The sequence below is a fragment of the Scytonema sp. PCC 10023 genome, assembly GCF_963920835.1.
In the GTDB taxonomy this organism is placed as follows: domain Bacteria; phylum Cyanobacteriota; class Cyanobacteriia; order Cyanobacteriales; family Nostocaceae; genus Kalymmatonema.
Map to the genome: position 1 here is coordinate 25337 of NZ_CAWUDP010000001.1, position 22281 is coordinate 47617.

Genomic DNA, 22281 nt, shown 5'->3' on the forward strand with positions numbered 1-22281 from the left:
AAAGGGGAAGAGTGGATGAACAACGGCAAAGTTAGAATTTACGAATTATCAAAGGAATTGAATTTGGATAACAAAGAGCTATTAGCAATTTGCGACCAGCTCAATATTGCGGTCAAAAGTCATAGCAGCACGATTACAGAATCCGAGGCAGAACGCATTCGGACTCAAGCAGAAAAAGTTGCGGCGACCAGTGTGATGCCGCAAAGGGATAATGGCGCACACAGCCATAGACCAAATTCATCACATCATGGTGGACGTAACCGACCAGCTGCACCTAATAAACAACAAATTTTGGAGATTCGCAAACCTAAAGTTTTGAAAAACCCCATCTCTAACGCCCCAGAGGCGTCGGTTGCTACCAATATACAAGCTGCTTCTGAAGTTAATCCTCCTTCACCCCCTAATCCCTTCGCTACCCCAGTCTCACCAATGAAGCCGACGGCACCAATTCGACCTGTACCCCGGAATCAGTCTGAGACCACATCTCAACCACCTGCTGTGACAGACGCGGATAAAGACAAAGCACGCAATACAAATCAGCCGGTTGAAAAAGTCGCAGCGGAAAAACCAGAAAAAGTAGCAGTACCAAAACCAAAAGCGGAAAGACCCCCAAAACCGCAACTGTCTGCCCCGCCGACAAGACCTGCTGCTGTGGACGACACAAACCCTCCAGCAGATGCTCCCCAAGCGACTGTAAGCGAAAAACCGGTTCTCAAACGCGATCGCGACCAACCGAAGCAGCAAAAGGTCAATAAACCAACAACAGGGGAAACAGCACAGACTGCTGCACCGACAAAATCTGAAAAACCTGTGCGTTCTACTCCATCCCCAGCTAGACCTGAGCCAAGGGGAAATAGACCCTCTGCACCTGCAATCGTAGGAGAATCGCAACGACCCGCAAGACCAGTAGTACGTTCGGCTGAACAGCCAGCAGTTGCATCTGCCTCGCCGATTGCTACTCCTCCAAAACCGATGCGCGTCGTCTCACCGACCAAACCGCAGATAGGGCAAGACGAGGAAGACGATGATGTAGTAGCGGCGACTCCGACTGAAGAAGTCCTTGAACTCAAGCGCCCAACACCGCCACGTCAAATTAAAGGCAAGAAGTGGCAAGAAGAAGAAATAGATGAAATTAAAGAGTCAGCTAAGGCTAAGGTAGCCGCTAAAGGCAAACGTCTCAAGCCGATAGTTGATGAGTTTGAGGACGAAGATTTACTAGAAGAAGAGGGACTGGACATACCAGCCACGATCCAAGTCAGCCTCTCTGTCGCCCGTCCGCCCAAACCCAAAGCTGCCAAGCCAACACAACCTGTAGCAGCCACAGCTGTCGCGCCAGTTGCTAAAGGTAAAAAGCCACCTTCCTCTCGCGAGCAAAACCAAAACCGTCGCCGCGAAACGGAACAAAAGCCCGATCGTCCAGAAATACTGGAAGTCACAGGTCCGATGACAGTGCAAGAACTGGCTGAAGCCTTGGCGATGGCTGACACAGAGATTGTGAAAATCCTGTTCATGAAAGGTATGGCGGTGAGTATCACCCAAAATTTGGATATTCCCACAATTACCTTGGTAGCCAACGAGTTGGAAATACCAGTTGAAACCGTCGAACGAGAAGCAGAAGCCCGCAAAGTCACCGAAATGATAGACGTGGCAGACCTGGAATACCTGCATCGCCGTCCGCCAGTAGTGACAATTATGGGTCACGTAGACCACGGAAAAACGACGCTGCTTGACTCGATTCGCAAAACAAAGGTTGCCTCTGGCGAGGCTGGTGGTATTACCCAGCACATCGGAGCTTACCACGTAGATGTGGAACACGATGGCAAGGTTCAACAAGTGGTATTCTTGGATACCCCTGGTCACGAAGCCTTTACAGCTATGCGGGCGCGAGGAGCGCGAGTGACCGACATCGCTATTTTGGTTGTCGCTGCGGATGATGGCGTCCGTCCTCAAACCGTTGAAGCGATTAGCCACGCCAAAGCGGCTGAAGTTCCCATCGTGGTTGCCATCAATAAAGTTGACAAACCAGAAGCACAGCCTGACCGTGTGAAGCAAGAATTAACGGAATATGCTCTGGTGCCAGAAGAATGGGGTGGCGACACCATTATGGTTCCCGTTAGCGCCATTAAAGGTGAAAACCTCGATACACTCCTAGAGATGATTCTGTTGGTAGCAGAAATAGAAGAACTTTCTGCTAACCCAGACCGACTCGCGAAAGGAACCGTAATTGAAGCTCACCTAGATAAGGCAAAGGGACCAGTTGCGACCCTGCTGATTCAGAACGGTAGCCTACACGTTGGTGATTTGTTGGTAGCTGGCTCAGCGTTCGGTAAAGTCCGGGCAATGGTGGATGATAGAGGTAAAAGAGTCGACGCGGCTACTCCCTCATTCGCTGTTGAGGTGTTGGGCTTAAGTGATGTACCAGCAGCAGGCGATGAATTCGAGGTCTTCAGCAACGAAAAACAAGCACGGTCAATTGCTTCCGATCGCGCCGATAAACAGCGTCAATCCCGCCTCATGCAGGGACGCATTACCTTGACAAGTATCTCGGCTCAAGCTCAAGAAGGCGAGTTGAAAGAACTCAACCTGATCTTGAAAGGAGACGTACAAGGTTCCGTAGAAGCCATTGTGGGATCGCTGCGGCAAATTCCCCAAAACGAGGTACAAATCCGCCTGTTGATGGCAACTGCTGGTGAAATTACCCAAACCGATATCGACTTAGCTGCAGCTAGTGGAGCCGTCATTGTTGGCTTCAATACCACTTACGCTAGTGGCGCAAGACAAGCCGCCGATGAAGCTGGTGTAGATGTGCGGGAATACAACATCATCTACAAACTTATAGAAGATATCCAAGGAGCCTTGGAAGGTCTATTGGAGCCAGAGTTGGCGGAAGAACACTTGGGTCAAGCCGAAGTCCGTGCTGTGTTCCCAGTTGGTCGTGGTTCCGTTGCCGGTTGTTACGTGCAGTCTGGCAAACTCACCCGCAACTGCAAAGTGCGAGTGCGTCGTAACGGTAAGGTGATCTATGAAGGCGTCCTTGACTCGCTCAAGCGAATGAAAGAAGACGTCCGCGAAGTTAACTCAGGTTACGAATGCGGTATCGGCATTGACAAATACAATGAATGGGCTGAAGGTGACATCATCGAAGGCTTCCAGATGGTGACCAAGCGCCGTACTCTCTCATCTACTAGACAGGGAGTTAATGAAAGGTGATAGGTGACAGGTGATAGGTGACAGGTGACAGGTGATAGATAAGTTTTACTTCCCTGCACTCTGTCCCCCTCCTAATACCCTGTACCCTTTCCTGTTGGCACTACCTTGTGCAAATATTTGCTATTGCGTTCGTTGGTTTAAAAAAATCTGATTAATAAAGAAACAGTAAAAAATTTTTTGTTTAGGTAATAAAAATTAAAAATGCGTGCTGCTCATATGGCAGCACTATCAAGACCTCAATTGTGGTGGTATTAAGAGCAAGCTTAACCATTAGTCATAAGTGTTATTTAGTTGTATTCCCTAGGAGCTAGGTTTAGCCTAGGTTTTAGCTGATTTAAGCTTTTTTGCTACAATTTATCTATATATTGTGAAATATATGTGAAATTTCCGTGAGTAGGCGCAAGTTTTAGTGACTAATGAGACAGAATTTGCTGCGATACAAGTTTACCCTAGAAAAATGAGTAGGATTTTAGGCTCTTAGAGGAGCGGCTTCTTTAAAGTTTGCTTTATATATTGACCATTGAAACTGAGGAACAAGGAACTATGGCTGGAATTAAAGCTTCTAGCGGTGCCCCATTTACTGGTAATACTGAAAATTGGAATAGCTTAAAGTGCGCGATCGCAGCTAGTTCCGGTTTCCAGCGCTGGCTATTAGAACGCGATGCTCAATTTCAAAAGCTTCGCCTTGAGGAACAGGTACAGCGGTATTTGCGCGAAACATTAGAAACATTAGCATATTAGTTATTAGTGAGAACAAAAGACAATCCCTTAAGTAAGACTAATAACTAAAAACCAAGCAAATCTTGTAAGTTCCCTTGTAAGCGAGCTAGTTGACGATAGGCACTTTCCAAACGTTCCCCGTCAACTTCAACTGCTGAAGTAGGGTAATTTTGCATGATTTCTACCAGTGTCATTTGCTTATCAACGTTAGCAGAAAGTACTAAGGCGGAGCGTAAAGCTTGCCGGTTTGCTTTCTGGGAAGGTGTGTGAATCACTTGACTAAGTTGGTCTAGAATAGCGTTACCAATTGGGCTATTGAGTACCCTGTCTAAAATTACAGGATCTACCTTCACTGGTTGCGATAAATACTTGCGAATGAGTTTAGGATCTTGCCGTGCTAAAGCTAAATTGACTTGCAACGACCTTGAGAGTTTGCCAGTTTCAGCAAAAGTAGATAATTCCTCTACAGAAAGTGATTCGCGAAAAATGCGGTACTTAAGTACCACTCGTTCAGCCGCTTTGACAGGAACACTAGAGAGTAGAAGACAGATAGTAATTACTAAAAATAACGCGCGACGTAGTGACAACAATCGATAGCGCATTACGTTAATTTCGGTAATAGTTTTCTTTTGTTTAGACGACATTTGACTGCAATAAGTTGCAGCTTTATATAACTTCCACAAACCCAGTTTCTTCTTAAAGAAACTGGGTTTGTTTTTCAGTTGTATACGGATGAGGGGTCTTGATTGTAGAAGAAAGGGTTGAGGGTACGGGATCTTGGGTTAGGGAAGCATCAAATATCCCAAAAGTGCGATTCGCCTACACGCTACACCCTCAAACCCACCTCGATATGCAAACTAAATGTGAATGAGTGTAACAAATTCTGTTTTTTACATAGGGAACCCAGATCCCAATCTACTGGTCTTCGGCTATAGTTTGCATGAGTTTTACAGCAACGCCTGCTGTTATTGACACCTTATTCAACTAACACTATTTCAGCACATCATTGATAAGATGACACATCAGGGATTTGATACTCCACAAAAGAAAAATTTTCGTATTCAAACTGGTAGACGTCTTCTGACAATGCCTGCAGGACTCACTGCTTTGTTAGTGGTTTCTGGTGGGTTTATGCTACCAAGTTCACAGGTGAATGCTGGTGCTATCCACACTAAAGAGATTGCCCAAACTGTTACGCCGCAAGCTCCCGCAACTGCAAGCGTTATTTACGTCAATCCACAAACTGGTACAGACAGTGCTGGTGCTGGAAACGCGGAAGCAACGCCATACAAAACCATTACCTACGCTCTCAATCAGGCTCAACCAGGTACGGTTGTCCAACTGGCTCCTGGTACTTATAACCAAGAAAGTGGAGAAACCTTCCCACTTTTTATCAAACAAGGTGTGACGCTGCGGGGTGACGAATCGACCAAAGGTCAGGCAGTATTGATTACAGGTAGTGGCGTTTACATTAGTCCCACCTTTGCCCGACAAAATATGACTATTCGTGCGGATAACGATTCCGTTATCACAGGGGTAACAGTCACCAACCCAGAAAACCGTGGCACTGGTATATGGGTGGAATCAACTAATCCCACAATTACAAATAGTACGTTTACCAACAGTATACGAGAAGGTATTTTTGTCACCGGTAAAGGTAATCCTAAAATTGAAAATAGTGTCTTTGTTCAAAACAAAGGCAACGGGATTTCAGTTGCTAAATCAGCCCAAGGACAGATTCGCAATAATTTGTTTCAGGATACTGGTTTTGGTCTAGCAATAGGTGGTACTTCTACACCCTTAGTAGAAGGAAACCAGATCATCGAAAACCAAGATGGTCTGTTTATCTCCGAATCCGCTAAGCCTGTACTGCGTAAGAATGTGATTCAAAAGAACAAGCGCGATGGCATAGTCGTGATTACTAATGCTTCACCTGATCTTGGCACCACTGAAAATCCCGGCGGTAACCTGATCCGCAGTAACACTCGCCATGACGTGAACAACAGCAAGGGTAATAATACAATTGTCGCTATTGGCAATGATATTGATCCCAAGCGTATACTTGGTCAAGTCGAATTTGTTGCCGCTACTGTTGAGCCACCAGCCGGCGGTCCAGTCGCCTTCAAGGATCTGCCTGCAAATTATTGGGCGAAAAGCTACATCGAAGCTCTAGCCTCTAAGAATATTATTGCTGGATTTCCCGATGGGACTTTTAAACCCAATGAACCTGTTACCCGTGCGCAATTTGCCGCTATTGTAACCAAAGCCTTTACACCATCAGGGCAACGCCAAGCCATTAACTTCAACGATGTTAGCAGCAACTTCTGGGCTTCCAAGGTGATTCAATCTGCCTACCAAGGCGGCTTTGTTTCTGGATATCCTGACCGTACCTTTAAACCAGAGCAACAAATTCCGCGAGTGCAGGTACTCGTCTCATTAGCAAACGGTTTGGGTTTATCTGCGAATACTCAGAATGTCCTTTCCGTATACAGCGATGCTTCCCAAATTCCTAACTATGCTACCAATTCAGTAGCAGCAGCCACTGCACGGCAACTCGTGGTAAATTACCCCGCAGTCGGGCAGTTAAATCCTAATCGTCAGGCAACTAGGGCAGAAGTTGCTGCCTTTGTTTACCAAGCATTGGTTAGTAAAGGGAGCGCTCAAGCCATTCCTTCACCGTATTTGGTAAGAGTACCGTAATTTAAAAGTTAAAAGCGCCATGACTGACAGTGAGTCTGGCGCTTGGTATATTATCATTTTTACCGACATTGGGGTCTTTAAATTTATAGTTTGACCCCTTTTAAATATTTCAGGGTTATAATCAGGGTCTTTATATAAGCTGACCCCGTTTGAACAATATTTAGTTTCTCAGTAAATTCGCTGAAGTTGAGATTTTCTAATAATTTTTTTATTTTTTCTCTCTTTATATTTCACAAATTGAATAAATATTAATTTTACTGAAGCACCCCAACTTGGGTATGCCAGACGGCACGTTGCGCGTTGGCGGAGCCTGCGCTTTGCGCTTACGCCTTTTGCTGATCCGGCGATTAATCCTATGGGTGAATAAAGGGCAACCTTACATAGAATTGGTATCACAACTGTAACGCCCAAAATCCCCCTAAAGAAATAGCAAGAATATGACAAGAACCACAAGAATGGACAAGACAATGAAATGCCAAACCTCTACTTTATTGTGATTAGGTGTAGAAAGACAAAGTTCCCGCTCCTCGCCTACAAACCTGATTAGCAGCCGCAGTTGCTAAAATTTCTGCCTGAGTGTTGCTCGACCAGCCTTGGTAATGAAAGATAAATACTCCTTTGCTCATCAATCTATGCCAACTGCTTTGGCTTGTGCTGATTCTCTCCTTAAAGAGGTTGTACTCACAGCCAATCCTTTGTGTGGTTCCAGCAACCTCCTCCTAGGACCATCAAATTATCAACGGTTGAGACAGACACCGTTGTCATACTTGAGAGTACATAGCAACCAAGGAAAACTCCTAGGGATGAGCCGTCTGTTTTTCATTGCACATAACACGACGAGCAACAAGACACAATGAGTACTGCTTAAAGCGCTGTTTAACAATAGACCTTTTGCACGAATAGTGTGAAGATAGAAACAACTAGGTCAAAATACGTGTTATTAGCCAACACATTAACCGTTTGAAGATTTTTTACATCCTGGCACAGCGCTATCGTAATCGGGGAAAATTATTTCGCTGGCGATGCAATTTGATTGCTGGTTTACTCAACGTAAGGGATCCCTCTTTTGTTGATTTATGCAATCTTGTGTACTAGTACACAATTATGAGAAGGCTATAGCAATTAAAGAACTCGGTATGACCAAATCTCGCCGTCATTTGTCGCTACCTATGAAAGAATAAATAATTTAGCTATTGACAAGTAAAGTTGAAAACACCCCTTCTTTGTGAGGAATTCAATGTCTAATGAAGTGCATGAATCGGAAGTCACGACTCGTTTAAGTGCGATCGAACAGCAGCTACAACAATTTAATCAGCTCTTATCAAATCTTAGCGATCGCATTGCCAAATCAGAAGAGAGTTTCCTACTGGTTGCCGATATCCACAAATACAAAAAGCTACAGGAGTTGTTAGCAGCAGGAAATCTACGAGAAGCAGACTGGGAAACGATTCGGGTCATCCAAGCAATCACAAAAGAGCCAGACTTGGCAGCGATCACTCCGGATGATATGAGGGAGTTTCCCTGCGAAGAACTACGGGTGATAGACAGTTTGTGGAGAAAATATAGCCAAGGTCGCTTTGGTTTCAGTGTGCAAATACAGAGATATCAAAGTGTTGGAGGTTCGTTCGATACCACCATTAATCAAGATAATACAGTGATTGAGAAATTCGGCGAGGTTGTAGGCTGGCGCGTGAACGGCAAATGGCTAAAGTGTGATGACCTAGATTACACCCTGGCTGCACCGATTGGCTGTCATCCTTCACGGTGGTGGAATTCTCCCTTTGGTTCAAAAATGACGAATTATTTCTTCAACCGTCTGCTTGTATGTAGTCTTTAAACTAGACGAAACCTTGTTGCCATCCAAGCGGTTGGGCAACCAACGTTCTTCTCAAGAGCAAAACTTAAGCATTCAAAATTCATAAAACTTGCAAGAAGTATTCATTTTTGCCTTCACCTCACTTAAATTCTTTTGAGGTTAAAAATATGTTTAAAAAAGCTGATGTCTTACTCGCAAGTAAATTATTATTTCCAGCGCTTTTAGCTTCTGTCTTCACCAGCGCCTGCGGTAAGAGCAAACCCTCTGCCGCAGCTAGCGAACCGCCACCAACTCCGGTCAAGTTGCAGTTATTGAAGTCTACCACAGTGCAAGACGTGTCAGAGTTCGTGGGTAGGCTGGAAGCTCAGCAGAGAGTCTCACTGCAGCCGGAGATCCAAGGTCGGATAGAGTCGATTCCCGTCTCCTCAGGAGATCGAGTGCAGCAAGGAACGCCGATTGTGCTGCTGCGTCCTGATCGCAGCGGTCCGGAATTGAATAGCGCCATTGCCAGAGTCAACTCAGTCAAATCTGCTTATGGAACGGCACAGGCGCAAGTGAAAGCACAAGAAGCACAACGGCTGAGGGATGCGGCAAACGTAGAACTTCAAAAACTTCAGTTCCAAAGGGCGCAGCAACTGGTATCTGCTGGGGCACAAGCAAAACAGCAGTTAGACATTGCCCAGAGAGACCTAAACACGGCGATCGCCACCCTCCGCGCCACTGAGGAACAGGTACAAGCTGCCAAAGCTAGCTTAAATCAAGCACAAGCTAACGTCCGAGAAGCTGAGGCAGATACAGCGAGTGCTCGCGTGTCGCTCCAGTTTAAACGGGTGCTGGCACCAATTACTGGAGAGGTGGGTGATTTTCCCGTTAAGGTGGGAGACTACGTTAACACTGGTCAAACCCTAACGACTATTACTCAAAATGATAATCTTTACCTGCGAATCTCAATTCCCAACAACTACCTTTCACAACTGCGACGCGGGCTACCAGTGGAGCTGATTGATCCCAATACCAAAAAACGCTTGGTCAGCGGCAGTATTAACTTTATCTCCCCAGAGGTAGACACAGGTGCCCAAGCTGTCTTAACCAAGGCTCGCTTTTCCAACAAGGGGGGCAGCTTACGCGAGGGGCAGTTTGTCCGCGCACGAGTCATTTGGAACGAACGTTCAGGTGTTTTGCTTCCCACGGTAGCTGTCTCTAATATCGGGGCGCAGAGCTTTGTCTTTGTAGCCCAGAATGCAGGGTCAAAACAGACTGTACGCCGCGTGCCAGTGAAGCTGGGAGCCATTCAAGGTCAAAGCTACCAAGTGCTCGATGGAGTCAAGCCAGGCGATCAAATTGCGGTCACGCGAATCCTGACCCTGAGAGATGGTTCTCCGATTCAGCCTGAGTCTTAAGTCAGCACAATGAGATTTCTATTGAGCTTAATCATCAATAGCTATTGATCGCACTCTCAACTTGATCCCTATCACTCCTAGGTTATGCTCCTAAGTATTGCGGATATTTTCATTAAGCGACCAGTCTTCACGACAGTTTGTACTGTACTTATTCTATTGGTCGGAGGAATCTGTATTCCCCTCCTCCCTTTAGATAAGCTACCAGAAATGGCTCTCAAGCAGGTGACTGTTACTGCTAACTATCTCGGGACTGATGCCAAAACAGCAGAAGAAAACGTCACCACCGTGCTAGAGCGGGAAATCAACGGCACGGAGCGGGTGGTGTATATGTCCTCGCAGACGACGAATGATGGCAACAGCACGATTAACGTCTCCTTTCCCACGGACACGGATAGGAATACGGCACAAGTCCTCGTGCAAAATAACGTAGCGATCGCCTCAGCCAGCTTACCAGAGGAAGTCAACCGCATTGGTGTGATTACCCAGAAGCAGTCTCCAACCATTACTCTCGCCTATGCCTTTTATTCAGAAAAAGACGAAAAGGGTAACTTCATCTACGATAACGTCTTCCTGAGTAACTACGTTGACCGACAAATTTTTGATGAAATCAAACGGATTGAGGGCGTAGGTTCGATCAGAATTGTCGGGGAACGGAAATATGCCATGCGTATCTGGCTTGATCCCGATACCTTGGCTGCCAGAAATTTGACGGCACAGGACGTCATCAATGCCGTTTCGGAACAGAATATCCAGGTTGGATCGGGGAGAATTGGTCAGCAACCTACCCCAACCGATCAGCAGTATGAAATTGCTCTGCGAGCCAACGGTCGGTTTACCACTCCCGCAGAAGCGGAAGACATCGTGGTGCAAACAGGCAAGGATGGCACGCTAATCCGGTTAAAAGATGTCGGTCGCGCCGAAGTTGGGGCAGAAAACTATAGCGCAACGACGCTCTTTGACGGTTCACCAGCAGTTATTTTGTTAGCCTACCAACTGCCCGGCACGAATGCCTGGAATACAGCCAGCGCCATCAAAGCAAAAATGGCGGAGTTGCAACCGAATTTTCCGCCAGGATTAAAGTCGGCGGTCGGCTTAGATAATACTTTGTTCGTCGCAGCTTCTCTCGATGAAGCCTTCAAAACTTTGATGGAGGCGATCGCGCTCGTCTTCCTAGTCATCTTCATCTTTTTACAAGATTGGCGCACCACCATTATTCCCTCCCTTGCGATCCCCGTATCGCTGATTGGAACGATGGCATTTGCCTATGTGTTTGGGTTTACCCTCAATCAGTTGACGATATTCGGCATCATCCTGGCAACAGGTTTGGTGGTGGATGATGGAATCGTCGTCGTAGAGGCGATCGCTGCCAAACTCGATCAGGGCATGAAACCAATGCAAGCCGCCCTAGATGCGATGGAGGAACTCACCGGGGCAATCATTGCAACATCAGTGGTACTGATGGCAGTATTTATCCCCGTGACCTTCTTTCCTGGCACAACCGGCATCGTTTACAAGCAATTCGCGCTGATTATCGCTTTCTCGATTGCCATTTCGACCTTCAACGCCCTCAGCTTCTCTCCCAGTATGTCAGCCATCATCATGCGGCGACAGCAGGAAGTCCACGGTCCCTTGGGCTTGTTTTTCCGCTGGTTTAATCGGGTGTTTGATTGGCTCAAGGGGGGATACGTCAAGATTGTGGAATTCCTGATCCGGGTTCGCTGGCTCGTGATTCCAGTGTTTATTGCGGGTTTAGTCGCGACAGGTTGGATTTACCAGACAACTCCTCAAGGGTTTATCCCTGAAGAAGACCAAGGCTATTTCTTTGCGATTGTCGAAGCGCCACCAGGTGTGTCTCTCAACTACAGCGTTGATCTCGTTAAGAAGATTTCTGAGGAAGTGGTGCAGCCACTGCCTGAAGTGGAACATGTTGTCGGTAATGCTGGCTTTGGATTTGAGGGGAACGCTAGTAACAAGACGCTATTTTTCGTCAAGTTGAAAGATTGGGAAGAGCGCCGTGGTGCTGAGCATTCAGTCTTTGGCATTCTGCAAAAAATCAATAAAGGGTTGCAGGAAAAAATTCCTGGAGCAGTAGCGATCGCCGTTAATGCACCACCTGTGGATGGTTTGGGTAGTACAGGTGGCTTCGAGATGTATATCCAAAATAGACAAGCCCTGCCGATGGAAGCGCTGATCGAGAATACCCGAAACGTGATTGCTGCGGCTCAAAAGCGACCGGAACTCGGAGGTGTCTTTACCCAATTCACCTTTGATACCCCGATGATGCAAATCTCCATCGACCGCAACCAAGCCAAGGCACAGAACATCCGGATCAGTGATATTTTCAGCACTATGCAGACCTATCTGGGTGCAAGCTATGTCAACCAATACGTGCTTGGTGGACGACTGTATCGGGTTTACGCCCAAGCAGAGGGGACAGTGCGCTCCAATCCTGAAGACCTCAGTCGTTTGTACGTGCGCTCCCAAGATGGCAATCTCGTCCAACTGAGTTCTTTGGTGCAATTGGAAAGAATGACCTACCCGCCTGTCGTCACTCACTTCAACGTCTATCCGTCAATCAAAATTCAAGGAGGTCCAGCAGCAGGCTACAGTACCGGACAGGCAATCCAAGCAATGGAAGCGGTTGCCAACGAAGTTTTGCAACCGGGATTTGGCTTCGCCTGGACAGGGACTGCCTTGCAGGAGAAATCTTCTGGCGGTGCAGCACCCATCATTTTTGGCTTAGCCTTTGTCATGGTCTTCTTGGTGTTAGCGGCGCAGTACGAAAGCTACGTCGATCCCACCATCATCATGATTACCGTACCTCTGGCAATCTTGGGTGCGCTTGGTGCAGTCGTGTTCCGCGCTAATGTTTTCCAAGCAGGTGGCGTTTGGCCCACGCTTAACAATAATATCTATGCCCAAGTCGCGCTGGTGATGCTCATTGGTTTGGCAAGTAAAAACGCGATTCTGATCGTGGAATTTGCTAACCAGTTGGTAGAGTTAGGGATGAATATCACTAAGGCTGCAATCCGCGCTTCAGAGGAACGCTTGCGACCAATTCTCATGACTGCTATCTCTGGTTTCGTTGGTTTTTGGCCCTTGGTGATAGCTTCTGGCGCTGGGGCAATGAGCCGTTGGTCTTTGGGAACAGCGCTGTTTGGTGGTTATCTGATTTCGACAATCTTAAGTTTGTTTTTAGTTCCAGTGCTGTATGTCGTGATCAAGAACCAAGAAGAGCGCTTCTTGAAACCGGGCAAACCTGGCAAGCCCAGCCCGACAGAGTATCCACAGTCTCAGCAGGACAAGGAACAAGCTCTTTCTACATTTCAGGCTAGTCCACAAGAGGAGTAAGGTGTTGATGGCGTCACGCAGCCCCGGTTGAACACTCAGGCTGTTCTTTTTTCATATTGGCTGAAATTGTCATGCAACTTCGACATTATTAACATTATTAACTGTAAAGTTAGCAGTTCCACAAAAAGCCTTGAATGTAGAATAATGTCATGGGGTAGAAGAAGATTCACGTTTGTCTATAGAGGTAACACGGATGTTCAAAAAATGGAATTTAGACGATTGGATAAACCACATTTTGTTTACGCTCACTGTTGCCTTTCTGTTTTACTCTTTCTTCTTGCACCACTAGTCCTCTTATCAGTTATCAGTTATGGGTAAACAACCACGTGTTGACTGTTAACTGATAACTGCTAACTGTTCACTATTTACTGTTTACTGTTCTATGAATATCAGGTTAATCATCTTCTCAGGTGTTATGACTGGTCTAATTGGCGCAGTTATCGGTTTGGCTGCTGCTCAAATTGGTCAGCGTGGCTTTAATCAACCTAAATTTGAAGGTCAGTACTACCAAGACTTGCACAATAGATATACCTTAATTGGTGCCAGCTTGGGACTTGTTGTGGGTGTTGCACAAGAATGCGTGCGTGAGCTTAAGGCTGATAGAGAAGAGAAGTAGAAGTCACTAAAACCAGGCTGAGTCGAGAGTACTTGTCTCTTTAACTTGTGGACATGCACGAAAGTTCAAAGAAAACGTGTTAGTTGTCAATAAGCTTATCAAAACCTTGAGCGTATCTTAGGTATTTTGATAAAAGTATATTCTGCGCTTTTTATCTCCAAGTGTCTCAGCCATTCATTTTTATAACTAGTTTACATTGGTGACCTTTGCTGGAATAAGCTTGAATATTTTGTTTAGAAAAAAGTAAGTACGAATGAAGGTTAAATACAGCTTATTTTGCTTGCTCGTTATCGGCACAACTGCTCTAACTACAACTTACTGGAATTTGGGTATGATGGCGATAACAACATTTTTATTAGCTTACTTTTCTAAAGGTATAAGACGCGAACGTAAAAGCTTGTAATTCATCTCATGAAAGGGTTTTAGGGGCGTCGTTGCCTGCGCTGCTCCCAACGCCAAAGAAAAACCATTAAAGTGATAATTCCTATTTGAAGTGCCAAGTTAGGCAAAGCGCTGTCAACATCACGTCCCGCAAGTAGCTGAGAAAAAAAGATGAGTGCACCGATAAAGCCAGAAGCACCACAAGCAATGTAGATAAATTGCCGTAAGCCACGATAGGGGGCTGCTATTTCTGCCTTAAGACGGGCATATTGTTCTGATTTCATACGATTTTTGCTATTTGGTTGTGTCATAAGCTATTATGTTTTAATGTGTGCCGATGTGGCTCAGTGGTAGAGCACTCGATTCGTAATCGAGCGGTCGCGGGTTCAAATCCCGCCATCGGCTTTTGATCAGAGATTACCAGAACTTTAGCTAGTTCGCCAGAAGCTCCACATCTCACCTGCTTTGGGGAGTGTGGGATTCATGGCGGAGATGGTATCCTTCATCCAAGACTTGCTCTTGTTGTGGTCATGTACAGCCAATGCCTTTGTCTGAGCGCGTGTATGTGTGTCAAAGCTGTGGGCATACCCAAGACCGCGATTTGAACGCGGCGATTAACTTAAAGAATTGTCCGACGGATAGAGTACGTGCGGCAAGCGCGGAATTAACGCCTGTGGACAGGTTAGGAGCCGACTCCCCTGACAGAAGCAGGAAGCAAACTTCAAAGTGTTCGAGTTATGCGATTTGAGCGTTTTGTGTAAGTTTTGTGTTGCACAAGAACTGGGACATTCTCCACCGAGGGTGTCAGCGCTTAATGATAGATATCATGTCCGATTAAATAACCAAACTCAAGTTTGTAGTGAGGAATGCGCGTCCTCTTCCTTTAAAAACAAGGACTCAAGTCCTTACGACATATAAGTTTTATTATGGGTGATTTGCCGGACTTGATATGAGTTCACGCTCACTTACTCCTTGTTCCTTGACACGTTCCTGTAATAGACTTCTTGCATTCATTCCAAAAAAAAGAATAATTAACCACAGATGGACACAGATGGAACTCACATTCCGCAATCTTGTCTAATGTTTGCCATGCACTAGGAGTGAGTGTTATGTACTGCTTTGTCTTTAGACTCATTTCGTCCCAGCTTTTTACAAAGTCCCACAAGTTCGATGCGAATCACATATCTTCTAACTCAATTCCTTTGGTTTCCTTAATAAAAAAGAGAACGAAAAACAACGAGATAGCCGCCGCAGTTGTATAGAGACCATAAGCAGCGCCTAGCCCCAAATATTGCAGTATGGGAGGAAATGTCGTGGAAACGACGAAATTCGCAATCCATTGCATTGCAGCAGCAACTGAAAGTGCAGCAGCTCGGATCTTGTTATTGAACATTTCTCCCAACAGCACCCAAACCACTGGTCCCCAGGAGAAACCGAAGCAAAACACATAGAGGTTGGCTGCTAAAAGAGCCACAATACCCGCTGAACCGCTTAAAGTAGGGTTGCCAGCAGGATCTAACTGAGCAGTTCCAAAAATAGAAGCCAACGTCCCCAAGGTCAAGGTCATGCCGATTGACCCTAGAATGAGCAAGGGCTTGCGACCAAATTTATCAACGAAAGCGATCGCCACTAGCGTAGTAATAATGTTTACGGCTCCTGTGATCACCGTGATCGTTAGGGAATTTTGTTCTGAAAACCCGACTGCGCGCCACAAAATACTGCTGTAGTAGAAGATTACATTAATACCAACCAATTGCTGGAGTACAGATAAGCCTATTCCTATCCAAACAATACGGAGCAGTCCGCCATTTCTCCCTAAGAGGTCAGAAAACCTAGGCTGGCGCTCTCGCATAACTGTTTGCCGAATTTCTTCGATTTTTGAGCGCACGTCACCTCCCAAAATCTTGGTCAGAACGTTAGCAGCTTCTGGCTCCCGTCCTTGGGCAACCAAGTACCGGGGCGATTCGGGAATCATTAAAGCTGCCATTCCGTAAAGCACAGCTGGAGCGATTTCCGTCCAAAACATCCACCGCCAAGCGGCTATTCCAAACAAAAATGGCGACTCAGCTGAACCTGCTGATACAGCGATAAAGTAGTCGCATAGCAGTGCAATGAAAATACCAACCACAATCGCTAGTTGCTGGAGAGATCCCAACCTTCCCCGCAAATGAGTGGGAGAACATTCTGCAATGTAAGCTGGCGCGATGACGCTGGCAGCGCCGACTGCAAGCCCACCCAAGACTCGCCAAAAGATAAAATCCCAGATTCCGAAGGCAATCCCAGAGCCAATGGCACTGATGGTAAAGAACACCGAAGCTACTACCATTGCCTTGACTCGACCATAACGGTCTGCGATTTTCCCGGCATAAAAGGCTCCTACCGCAGACCCCAACAATGCCAGGGACACGGCAAGACCAGTCAGTACACTGTTGGCGTTAAAGGCTTTGGAGAGAGCTGCAACCGCGCCGTTGATCACAGCAGTGTCAAAACCAAACAAAAAGCCGCCAAGAGCGGCAGCACCAGCAATCAGGATGACATAGAACGTGTTGGATTTACGACGAGTAGTAGTGGAGGACATGGTTGTATCTCGATGTAGGAGGATGTCACGATGACATGAACAGGAATCCGCTCAAGTAGACAATTCATCTGCCTTTTGTGCAGCAATGCTTGCATGAAATTCTCTTGCTGCATGAGGAGTAGAATCTTGGCAGCAATGCCGTTCGCTATATACAGGTCGCCCTAGGGCAGGAGTCTGAGAGCCAGATTTCCTGCTTCTGCACCATAAGTTTGCACTCAACAACTCCATCGTTTTTTGGCTAGATTCAGTAGCCAATATTTAATTTTCCTGCTGGAATTGTTCAGTGTAAGGAATCTAGCCCACAAAAAGTGCAAGTTAAATGCACTTGTCAGCTTGTAACGTTATAGACAATTGTCTACACGTTTAAGTCATTGGAGATGACATGGTAGGAAATAGCAAGTAAACCTATCGCTTGCTCCAATTTTTTGACTAACGGTTTGTCTTAATCAACCTATACTAACGTTTATTTAATATCAATAAAATCTAAAAATAATTGGTTTTCTATCACTCTAAAGTTAGATGTTCTTAAGATATAATTTTTTTTATATCTTAAGTAGAAAAGCAAATACAACTCTTGAAAATATAACAAGATTTTTTAAGAAATGTAACGGGGTCAAGCTAGATTTATTGAGTCTCGAATTTGCTGATAGCTTCACTGGATAGTCATTGATCCAGCGATTTCCCCAAGCTAAATCAATAGTAAACCTCATCTTCAGTAACTGCCAATTAGTCATTAAAGGTGAAGTTTTCTGTTGGAGTGTAAGCGGTCATTTGCTCGGTGAATGTTTAGTGGGACAATAGACAGTTTCTGGGACTCAAAACCTTTATAAATAAGGCAAAGATGTCAACAGGGGCAAAAGTGACTCAAACGAGCGTGACAATAGACAAAATTAATATCAAAGGCTTGCCCCTTCTAAAATTGAGACGATTTTGAGCCTAGTTTTTTAAAAAGTCCTATTAGAAAGAAGATAAGACTTATTAAGTCAAGGCTAAAAAAATGAGAAAAACGCATAAAATAATGCAACTGATTGTGGCAAGCCTGACAATCAATTTAATTGGTATTGAGACGTTATGTGCTCAAGACATTGATGGAAGAATTGAAGTTGTAAATAACCCGATTACTGTTCATAAACAAAATACTGATTTCGTTAAATTAGCCCAAAGAGTTGACTCTAACTCTGCAACTAATGCAAACACTAAAGAGCTTGTAGCTGACAATCTTTTAGTACAAACTGATATTTCTGCCAGCCTGATGCCAGTGGCAAATTCCCCAAAGGTGTCAGAGAACGCCGTCAACAATAAGGCAATGGCTCAATTACCTTCTGTTTCTCAGTTATCAGATGTGCAACCTACTGATTGGGCATACCAAGCATTACAGTCTTTAGTTGAGCGTTATGGTGTCATTGCTGGTTATTCTGATGGCACATTCCGGGGAAACCGATCGCTAACTCGCTATGAGTTTGCTGCTGGTTTGAATGCTGCTTTAAATCGGCTCAACGAATTGATTGCTGCGGGTACTGCTGATTTAGTCAGGCAAGAAGATTTGGCAACACTGCAAAAATTGCAACAGGAGTTTGCGCCAGAACTGGCAACTCTCCGCGGGCGGATAGATACCCTGGAGGCACGTACAGCAACGCTGGAAGAGCAGCAGTTTTCCACCACGACCAAGCTGAATGCTCAAATTATTATCGCCGTCAGCGACACCTTTGGTAACAGAGTGGGCGGCGATGCTCCCAGAGGGAGCCGCGCAAGGCGCGATCGCGATGAATCCCAAACCTATTTGGCAGATCGAGGTCGTCTCAACTTTGAGAGCAGCTTCACAGGCAAAGATTTGTTGCGAGTTCGTCTGGAGTTCGGGAACTTCTTGAATTCCAATGCCACCAGTCAGATTGCGTCGGTAACCGGCACCGGGATGACGCGACTGAACTTTGACACTGACAGCAACAACGATCTCTCTATTCCCCACGTCCGTTACTTCTTTCCTGTAGGCGAGTCTGTTTCTTTTGTAATAGGTCCCACAGGCATCGGTTACACCGACATCACAGAAACCGTAACTCCTGCCTCTATCGCAGATGACGGAAACGGAATCCCCTCACTATTTGGGGAATACAGTCCCCTCTTCCGGCGAGGCGGCGGTGGTGCAGCTGTTAATTGGAACATCAATAAAGACCTGATTCTGACTCTGGGCTATTTGGCAGATAACCCAAATCTTCCATTTGAAAAAAATGGGGTATTTAATGGTGGTTACAATGCGCTAGCGCACTTGGTGTATCACGGCAACCAAGGGGCGATTGGCATCGCTTACTCCCATAGCTATACCCCTGGTGGTAAGGTTGGTCTTACAGGCGGGACAGGTAGCCTCCTGGCAAACTCTCCCTTTGGGAACAGCATTGCCACTTCCGGCAACATTGTCGGTGCGCAGGGATACTATCGCTTTTCGCCGAATTTCCAGATGCACGCCTGGGGTGGATATATTTGGGCAACTGCTGAGAACTCTGGTTTCAGTGACATTTCTAATGGTACGGGTGGAACTGATTCCCTCTTGGTAAACAAGGGTGACAATGCCAATGTGTGGTTTGGAGCGATCGGCGTGTCGTTTCCAGATGTGGGCGGTAGAGGCAATCTGCCGGGAATTCTCTTTGGTGTGCCACCACGCGTGTCTAGTAGCGATGTCCGTACAGAGGGAGACAACGCTTACCACATCGAAGCATTCTACCGCTGGCGACTGAACGACAACATTTCGGTGACTCCTGGTTTCTGGGTCATTCTTAACCCGGAAAACAACAGCAGAAATGATACCCAGTATGTGGGTGTGCTTCGCACAACATTCGATTTCTAAATCCACTTTGCAACACAAGCGACACAGGGCGATGGCAAGGAAGTGCCCGCAGTCATGCGATCGCCTACGGCGGGAGAAAAGCGCGATCGCCCTGCAACACCTTGCGTTCAACACAACACTTATAGGAGGCACTTGACACTCCTCAGCCGTCATGCTGAGGATTCTTGCTTCATCCGTCCTCCCTAGATATCCGAATGCAAGCATTCAAATATCCCCGTTTGGATACGTCCACAAGCGTACACGGACTGTCCGACCGCGTTTGAAAAGGTTTATTCAAATTTTTTATTTTCTCATTCCCACAGTATGTCGCACGAAGCTGAGCATTGTGGATGGTGAAGCAGCGCGGTCTTGGGGGTTTCCCCCATGAGCGACTGCTGAACCCGAAGGGCGAGGTACTAACCTTGGCTATCTTGGCGTATTACCGCATTGCCATGAGTATAATCTCATGTATCATGTTAAAAATCAATAAAGCCGTCCTAGAAGAACGGGGATTTAGACCCAAATTTTCGGTAAACACCAAGATACCGGACTTCTTTAAGAAGTCCGGTATCTAAGCTTTTTCTTTTCACAAATCAAATAGGACTGCTATATTATTGTATAAATGCTAAATCATTTTAAAAAACAGATAAAAAGTTATAAAAGACATCTTGTCTTAAAAAAAACATATTTAAAAGTAATGAAACTTTGTGTATGCCAGATTCATTAATGTATCAGCAGGATTATTTTGTTCTTTTAGAAACGAACCAACCAGAACAAATTCTTTCTGCTCCAGAGTTGTTAGAGAAGCTTAAGAGAGTTTTAGAAAAATTTCAATTTGAGGATTTGCCACTCGATTTACGCTCTTTTGATTCAACAGAGGCGCAAGCAAAATATTTAATCGACACAAGTTGCGAGTTGGATGTTGGTTCAGGGCAGTATTTGCAATGGTACGCAGTTCGCCTAGAAAAGTAAAGATGAGTCATTAGTCGTTAGTAAACAACTAAAAACTAATGACCAAGAAACACCACAGAATAGGAACTCAGGAGTCAGAATATTAAACGCGTTTTCTCGTTACGAATTAAGAACTCTGGTTCCTGAGTATTGGTAGGTGTGCCCCCGAATTGAAACGCGAGAGAAAAAGAAAGTTTTCCTTCTCAAATCAAGAGGGTTCTCCTTGTGGGGATATTCTGATTACTGAGTTCTGCGTTCTGCATTGTTCTTAATCATAACTATTTTTTATTCGCAATCAGCGCCAGTTCAATTCTTTCTGATTCTGGCTGTGTCACTTTTACCTCTACTCCAGGACCAAAAAAACTGGTCATTTTTTCCTGTTTTTGTTGCCATACGTCAATCGGTAGCAATGGCGAATCAAATTCCAAAATTAAAGTATAAGCTCCATTGATTTCTGTTTCTCGCAACCCTGTGACAACTGGTATTTCATTGTCTGTGGAACCAAGCTTTAGAAATGAAAGCGCTTTATCTAAATGCCCGTCTTGACCGTAGCAATATCGAGTAATGTCTAGGCGAATTTGATTTTGAGTAGAAGTTGCTTGCTGATTTCTCAGTGCTAACACTTGTGGCGTCGTAGGTTGACTGAAGGGCACAGGCTTAAGTTCGTTAGCTTTGAGTGCAAGTCCTCCTAGTAGAAGAGGAATTCCGTAAAAAAAACCTGCAAGATTTAGTGTGGCATAGTCAGCAGCGTAGGCAGCAAAACCCATGATAGTTAAAAGACCGCCTATGGTTATACCTAGTGTTCCCAAAGAAAATTGGCGTAACATGATTTTAGTTCGTGATGAATTCCTAGTACCTTAGTTTTTCTATCATCGGTGATCACGAACAAGTTAGGGAAGACCATAGGTGATTCAACGGCTGGTTTGCGCTACACTTCAAAAGGCGGCTTACCGTAGATTAAAGTAGAGGAGACTTGAAGACAGGAAGATAACAATGGATGCACAAACTATAAAACAACGAGTTGTTAAAGTTCAAAATCAACGAGATTATTTACTGAATCTCCTAGAACAGCCAAACCTGGGAACTTTAAGAATTGACGTGAATCAGGCTTTGGAAGAAATGGATGAGCTTATTGATGAGTTTAGACGCACCTTTGGGCAAACAGAAATTTAGTTGAGTCTCAATAAGCGACACAATTGATAAAAAACTGCGTCGGCAAACCGTCAATTTACGGTTTTACCGACGCCTTTAAACACTTTGATATTCCCTATACCACTGAGTTGACCTTGTTTTAGATTTCCCAAGCTACTTTGCTGTATCATTTATCCGGCTACTGAACGATTAGCTGCACCCTGTCCTAACTTTTTAACCAAAGCAATGAGTTCGGTTGTTGGTGTATCTTTTTTACAAAAAGCATCCAAGCTGTCTACTTCCTTCGTTTCTTGACACTTAGTGTCTTCCACTGACGAGTAAGCAATGATTTGGGTATTTGGAGCAATTGCTTTAATATGACCAGAGGCGCTCCAACCATCCATGACTGGCATATGTAAATCTAGTACTATCACGTCGGGGTGACAGCGTTTAACCATTTCTACCGCTTCTTTACCATTACTAGCTAAACCAACAACTTGAAGATTTTTCTGGCTGGAAAAGGCTAACTTTAGGGTTAAACGAGTCAGTTCGTGATCGTCAACTACTAGAACACGCAATGTAGAAGGCTCACAAGACAACATCAACATC

18 protein-coding genes, 1 tRNA gene and 1 pseudogene are annotated in these 22281 nt (G+C 45.3%); 13 read left to right on the plus strand and 7 right to left on the minus strand.

Going from position 1 to position 22281, the window contains the following annotated elements; translation table 11 throughout:
• Positions 1-15: 15 nt before the first annotated feature.
• Together infB and ACM0OZ_RS00125 are read left to right on the plus strand one after the other, a co-directional pair.
• Positions 16-3210 carry a translation initiation factor IF-2 gene (gene infB, locus ACM0OZ_RS00120; protein ID WP_414580721.1) on the plus strand — a complete coding sequence of 1065 codons (3195 nt, stop codon included), beginning with the start codon at positions 16-18 and terminating at the stop codon, positions 3208-3210.
• Between the two features lie 543 nt (positions 3211-3753).
• On the plus strand, positions 3754-3951 hold the full coding sequence (locus ACM0OZ_RS00125; protein ID WP_414580722.1) for a hypothetical protein: 198 nt from the start codon (positions 3754-3756) through the stop codon (positions 3949-3951).
• Positions 3952-3995: 44 nt separating this feature from the next.
• On the opposite strand, the gene ACM0OZ_RS00130 is transcribed toward ACM0OZ_RS00125, so the two are convergent.
• Positions 3996-4532: an alpha/beta hydrolase gene (locus ACM0OZ_RS00130; protein ID WP_414581035.1), complete on the minus strand. Its 537-nt coding sequence runs from the start codon at positions 4530-4532 to the stop codon at positions 3996-3998.
• Positions 4533-4944: 412 nt separating this feature from the next.
• On the opposite strand from ACM0OZ_RS00130, the gene ACM0OZ_RS00135 reads away from it, so the two are divergent.
• The 6 genes from ACM0OZ_RS00135 to ACM0OZ_RS00160 all read left to right on the plus strand — a co-directional run bounded on the left by ACM0OZ_RS00135 (position 4945) and on the right by ACM0OZ_RS00160 (position 13813).
• Entirely contained in the window at positions 4945-6630 is a 1686-nt protein-coding gene (locus ACM0OZ_RS00135; RefSeq protein ID WP_414580723.1) for a DUF1565 domain-containing protein, read from the plus strand.
• A gap of 599 nt (positions 6631-7229) precedes the next feature.
• Positions 7230-7487: a hypothetical protein gene (locus ACM0OZ_RS00140; RefSeq protein ID WP_414580724.1), complete on the plus strand. Its 258-nt coding sequence runs from the start codon at positions 7230-7232 to the stop codon at positions 7485-7487.
• Positions 7488-7867: 380 nt separating this feature from the next.
• On the plus strand, positions 7868-8467 hold the full coding sequence (locus tag ACM0OZ_RS00145) for a GUN4 domain-containing protein (RefSeq protein WP_414580725.1): 600 nt from the start codon (positions 7868-7870) through the stop codon (positions 8465-8467).
• Positions 8468-8613: 146 nt separating this feature from the next.
• Positions 8614-9846 carry an efflux RND transporter periplasmic adaptor subunit gene (locus ACM0OZ_RS00150; RefSeq protein ID WP_414580726.1) on the plus strand — a complete coding sequence of 411 codons (1233 nt, stop codon included), beginning with the start codon at positions 8614-8616 and terminating at the stop codon, positions 9844-9846.
• An 84-nt stretch (positions 9847-9930) separates the two neighbouring features.
• Positions 9931-13197, plus strand: a complete 3267-nt coding sequence (locus ACM0OZ_RS00155; RefSeq protein WP_414580727.1) for an efflux RND transporter permease subunit — start codon at positions 9931-9933, stop codon at positions 13195-13197.
• A 415-nt stretch (positions 13198-13612) separates the two neighbouring features.
• On the plus strand, positions 13613-13813 hold the full coding sequence (locus tag ACM0OZ_RS00160) for a hypothetical protein (protein WP_414580728.1): 201 nt from the start codon (positions 13613-13615) through the stop codon (positions 13811-13813).
• Between the two features lie 422 nt (positions 13814-14235).
• On the opposite strand, the gene ACM0OZ_RS00165 is transcribed toward ACM0OZ_RS00160, so the two are convergent.
• A complete protein-coding gene (locus tag ACM0OZ_RS00165) occupies positions 14236-14505 on the minus strand; it encodes a DUF3493 domain-containing protein (protein WP_073632755.1) in 270 nt (89 codons plus the stop codon).
• 22 nt (positions 14506-14527) lie between these two features.
• Between ACM0OZ_RS00165 and ACM0OZ_RS00170 the strand changes: the two genes are divergently transcribed.
• Positions 14528-14599, plus strand: a tRNA-Thr gene (locus ACM0OZ_RS00170).
• An 85-nt stretch (positions 14600-14684) separates the two neighbouring features.
• Positions 14685-14816 (plus strand): annotated as a pseudogene (locus ACM0OZ_RS00175) (zinc ribbon domain-containing protein); the annotation flags it as partial.
• Between the two features lie 555 nt (positions 14817-15371).
• On the opposite strand, the gene ACM0OZ_RS00180 reads toward ACM0OZ_RS00175, so the two are convergent.
• From ACM0OZ_RS00180 to ACM0OZ_RS00190, 3 genes are read right to left on the minus strand one after another with little or no spacing between them, the layout of a single operon-like run.
• Positions 15372-16772, minus strand: coding sequence for a sugar porter family MFS transporter (locus ACM0OZ_RS00180; RefSeq protein ID WP_414580729.1), 1401 nt, complete (start codon positions 16770-16772; stop codon positions 15372-15374).
• Positions 16721-16885 (minus strand): hypothetical protein, encoded by a 165-nt coding sequence (locus ACM0OZ_RS00185; protein WP_414580730.1) that lies wholly within the window; start codon positions 16883-16885, stop codon positions 16721-16723. Before ACM0OZ_RS00185 ends, ACM0OZ_RS00180 begins: the two co-directional genes overlap by 52 nt.
• Positions 16824-17027 carry a hypothetical protein gene (locus tag ACM0OZ_RS00190; RefSeq protein ID WP_414581058.1) on the minus strand — a complete coding sequence of 68 codons (204 nt, stop codon included), beginning with the start codon at positions 17025-17027 and terminating at the stop codon, positions 16824-16826. Before ACM0OZ_RS00190 ends, ACM0OZ_RS00185 begins: the two co-directional genes overlap by 62 nt.
• 997 nt (positions 17028-18024) lie before the next feature.
• Here ACM0OZ_RS00190 and ACM0OZ_RS00195 point away from each other — a divergent pair.
• Complete coding sequence (locus ACM0OZ_RS00195) at positions 18025-19611, plus strand: iron uptake porin (RefSeq protein ID WP_414581037.1); 1587 nt, start codon at positions 18025-18027, stop codon at positions 19609-19611.
• A 690-nt stretch (positions 19612-20301) separates the two neighbouring features.
• Positions 20302-20562 carry a chlororespiratory reduction protein 7 gene (locus ACM0OZ_RS00200; RefSeq protein WP_414580731.1) on the plus strand — a complete coding sequence of 87 codons (261 nt, stop codon included), beginning with the start codon at positions 20302-20304 and terminating at the stop codon, positions 20560-20562.
• A 257-nt stretch (positions 20563-20819) separates the two neighbouring features.
• Here the strand turns inward: ACM0OZ_RS00200 and ACM0OZ_RS00205 are convergent, their stop codons facing one another.
• On the minus strand, positions 20820-21368 hold the full coding sequence (locus tag ACM0OZ_RS00205; RefSeq protein ID WP_414580732.1) for a DUF2854 domain-containing protein: 549 nt from the start codon (positions 21366-21368) through the stop codon (positions 20820-20822).
• Positions 21369-21534: 166 nt separating this feature from the next.
• On the opposite strand from ACM0OZ_RS00205, the gene ACM0OZ_RS00210 reads away from it, so the two are divergent.
• On the plus strand, positions 21535-21714 hold the full coding sequence (locus tag ACM0OZ_RS00210) for a hypothetical protein (RefSeq protein ID WP_414580733.1): 180 nt from the start codon (positions 21535-21537) through the stop codon (positions 21712-21714).
• A gap of 149 nt (positions 21715-21863) precedes the next feature.
• Here the strand turns inward: ACM0OZ_RS00210 and ACM0OZ_RS00215 are convergent, their stop codons facing one another.
• A complete protein-coding gene (locus ACM0OZ_RS00215) occupies positions 21864-22280 on the minus strand; it encodes a response regulator transcription factor (RefSeq protein WP_414580734.1) in 417 nt (138 codons plus the stop codon).
• Position 22281 lies beyond the last annotated feature (1 nt).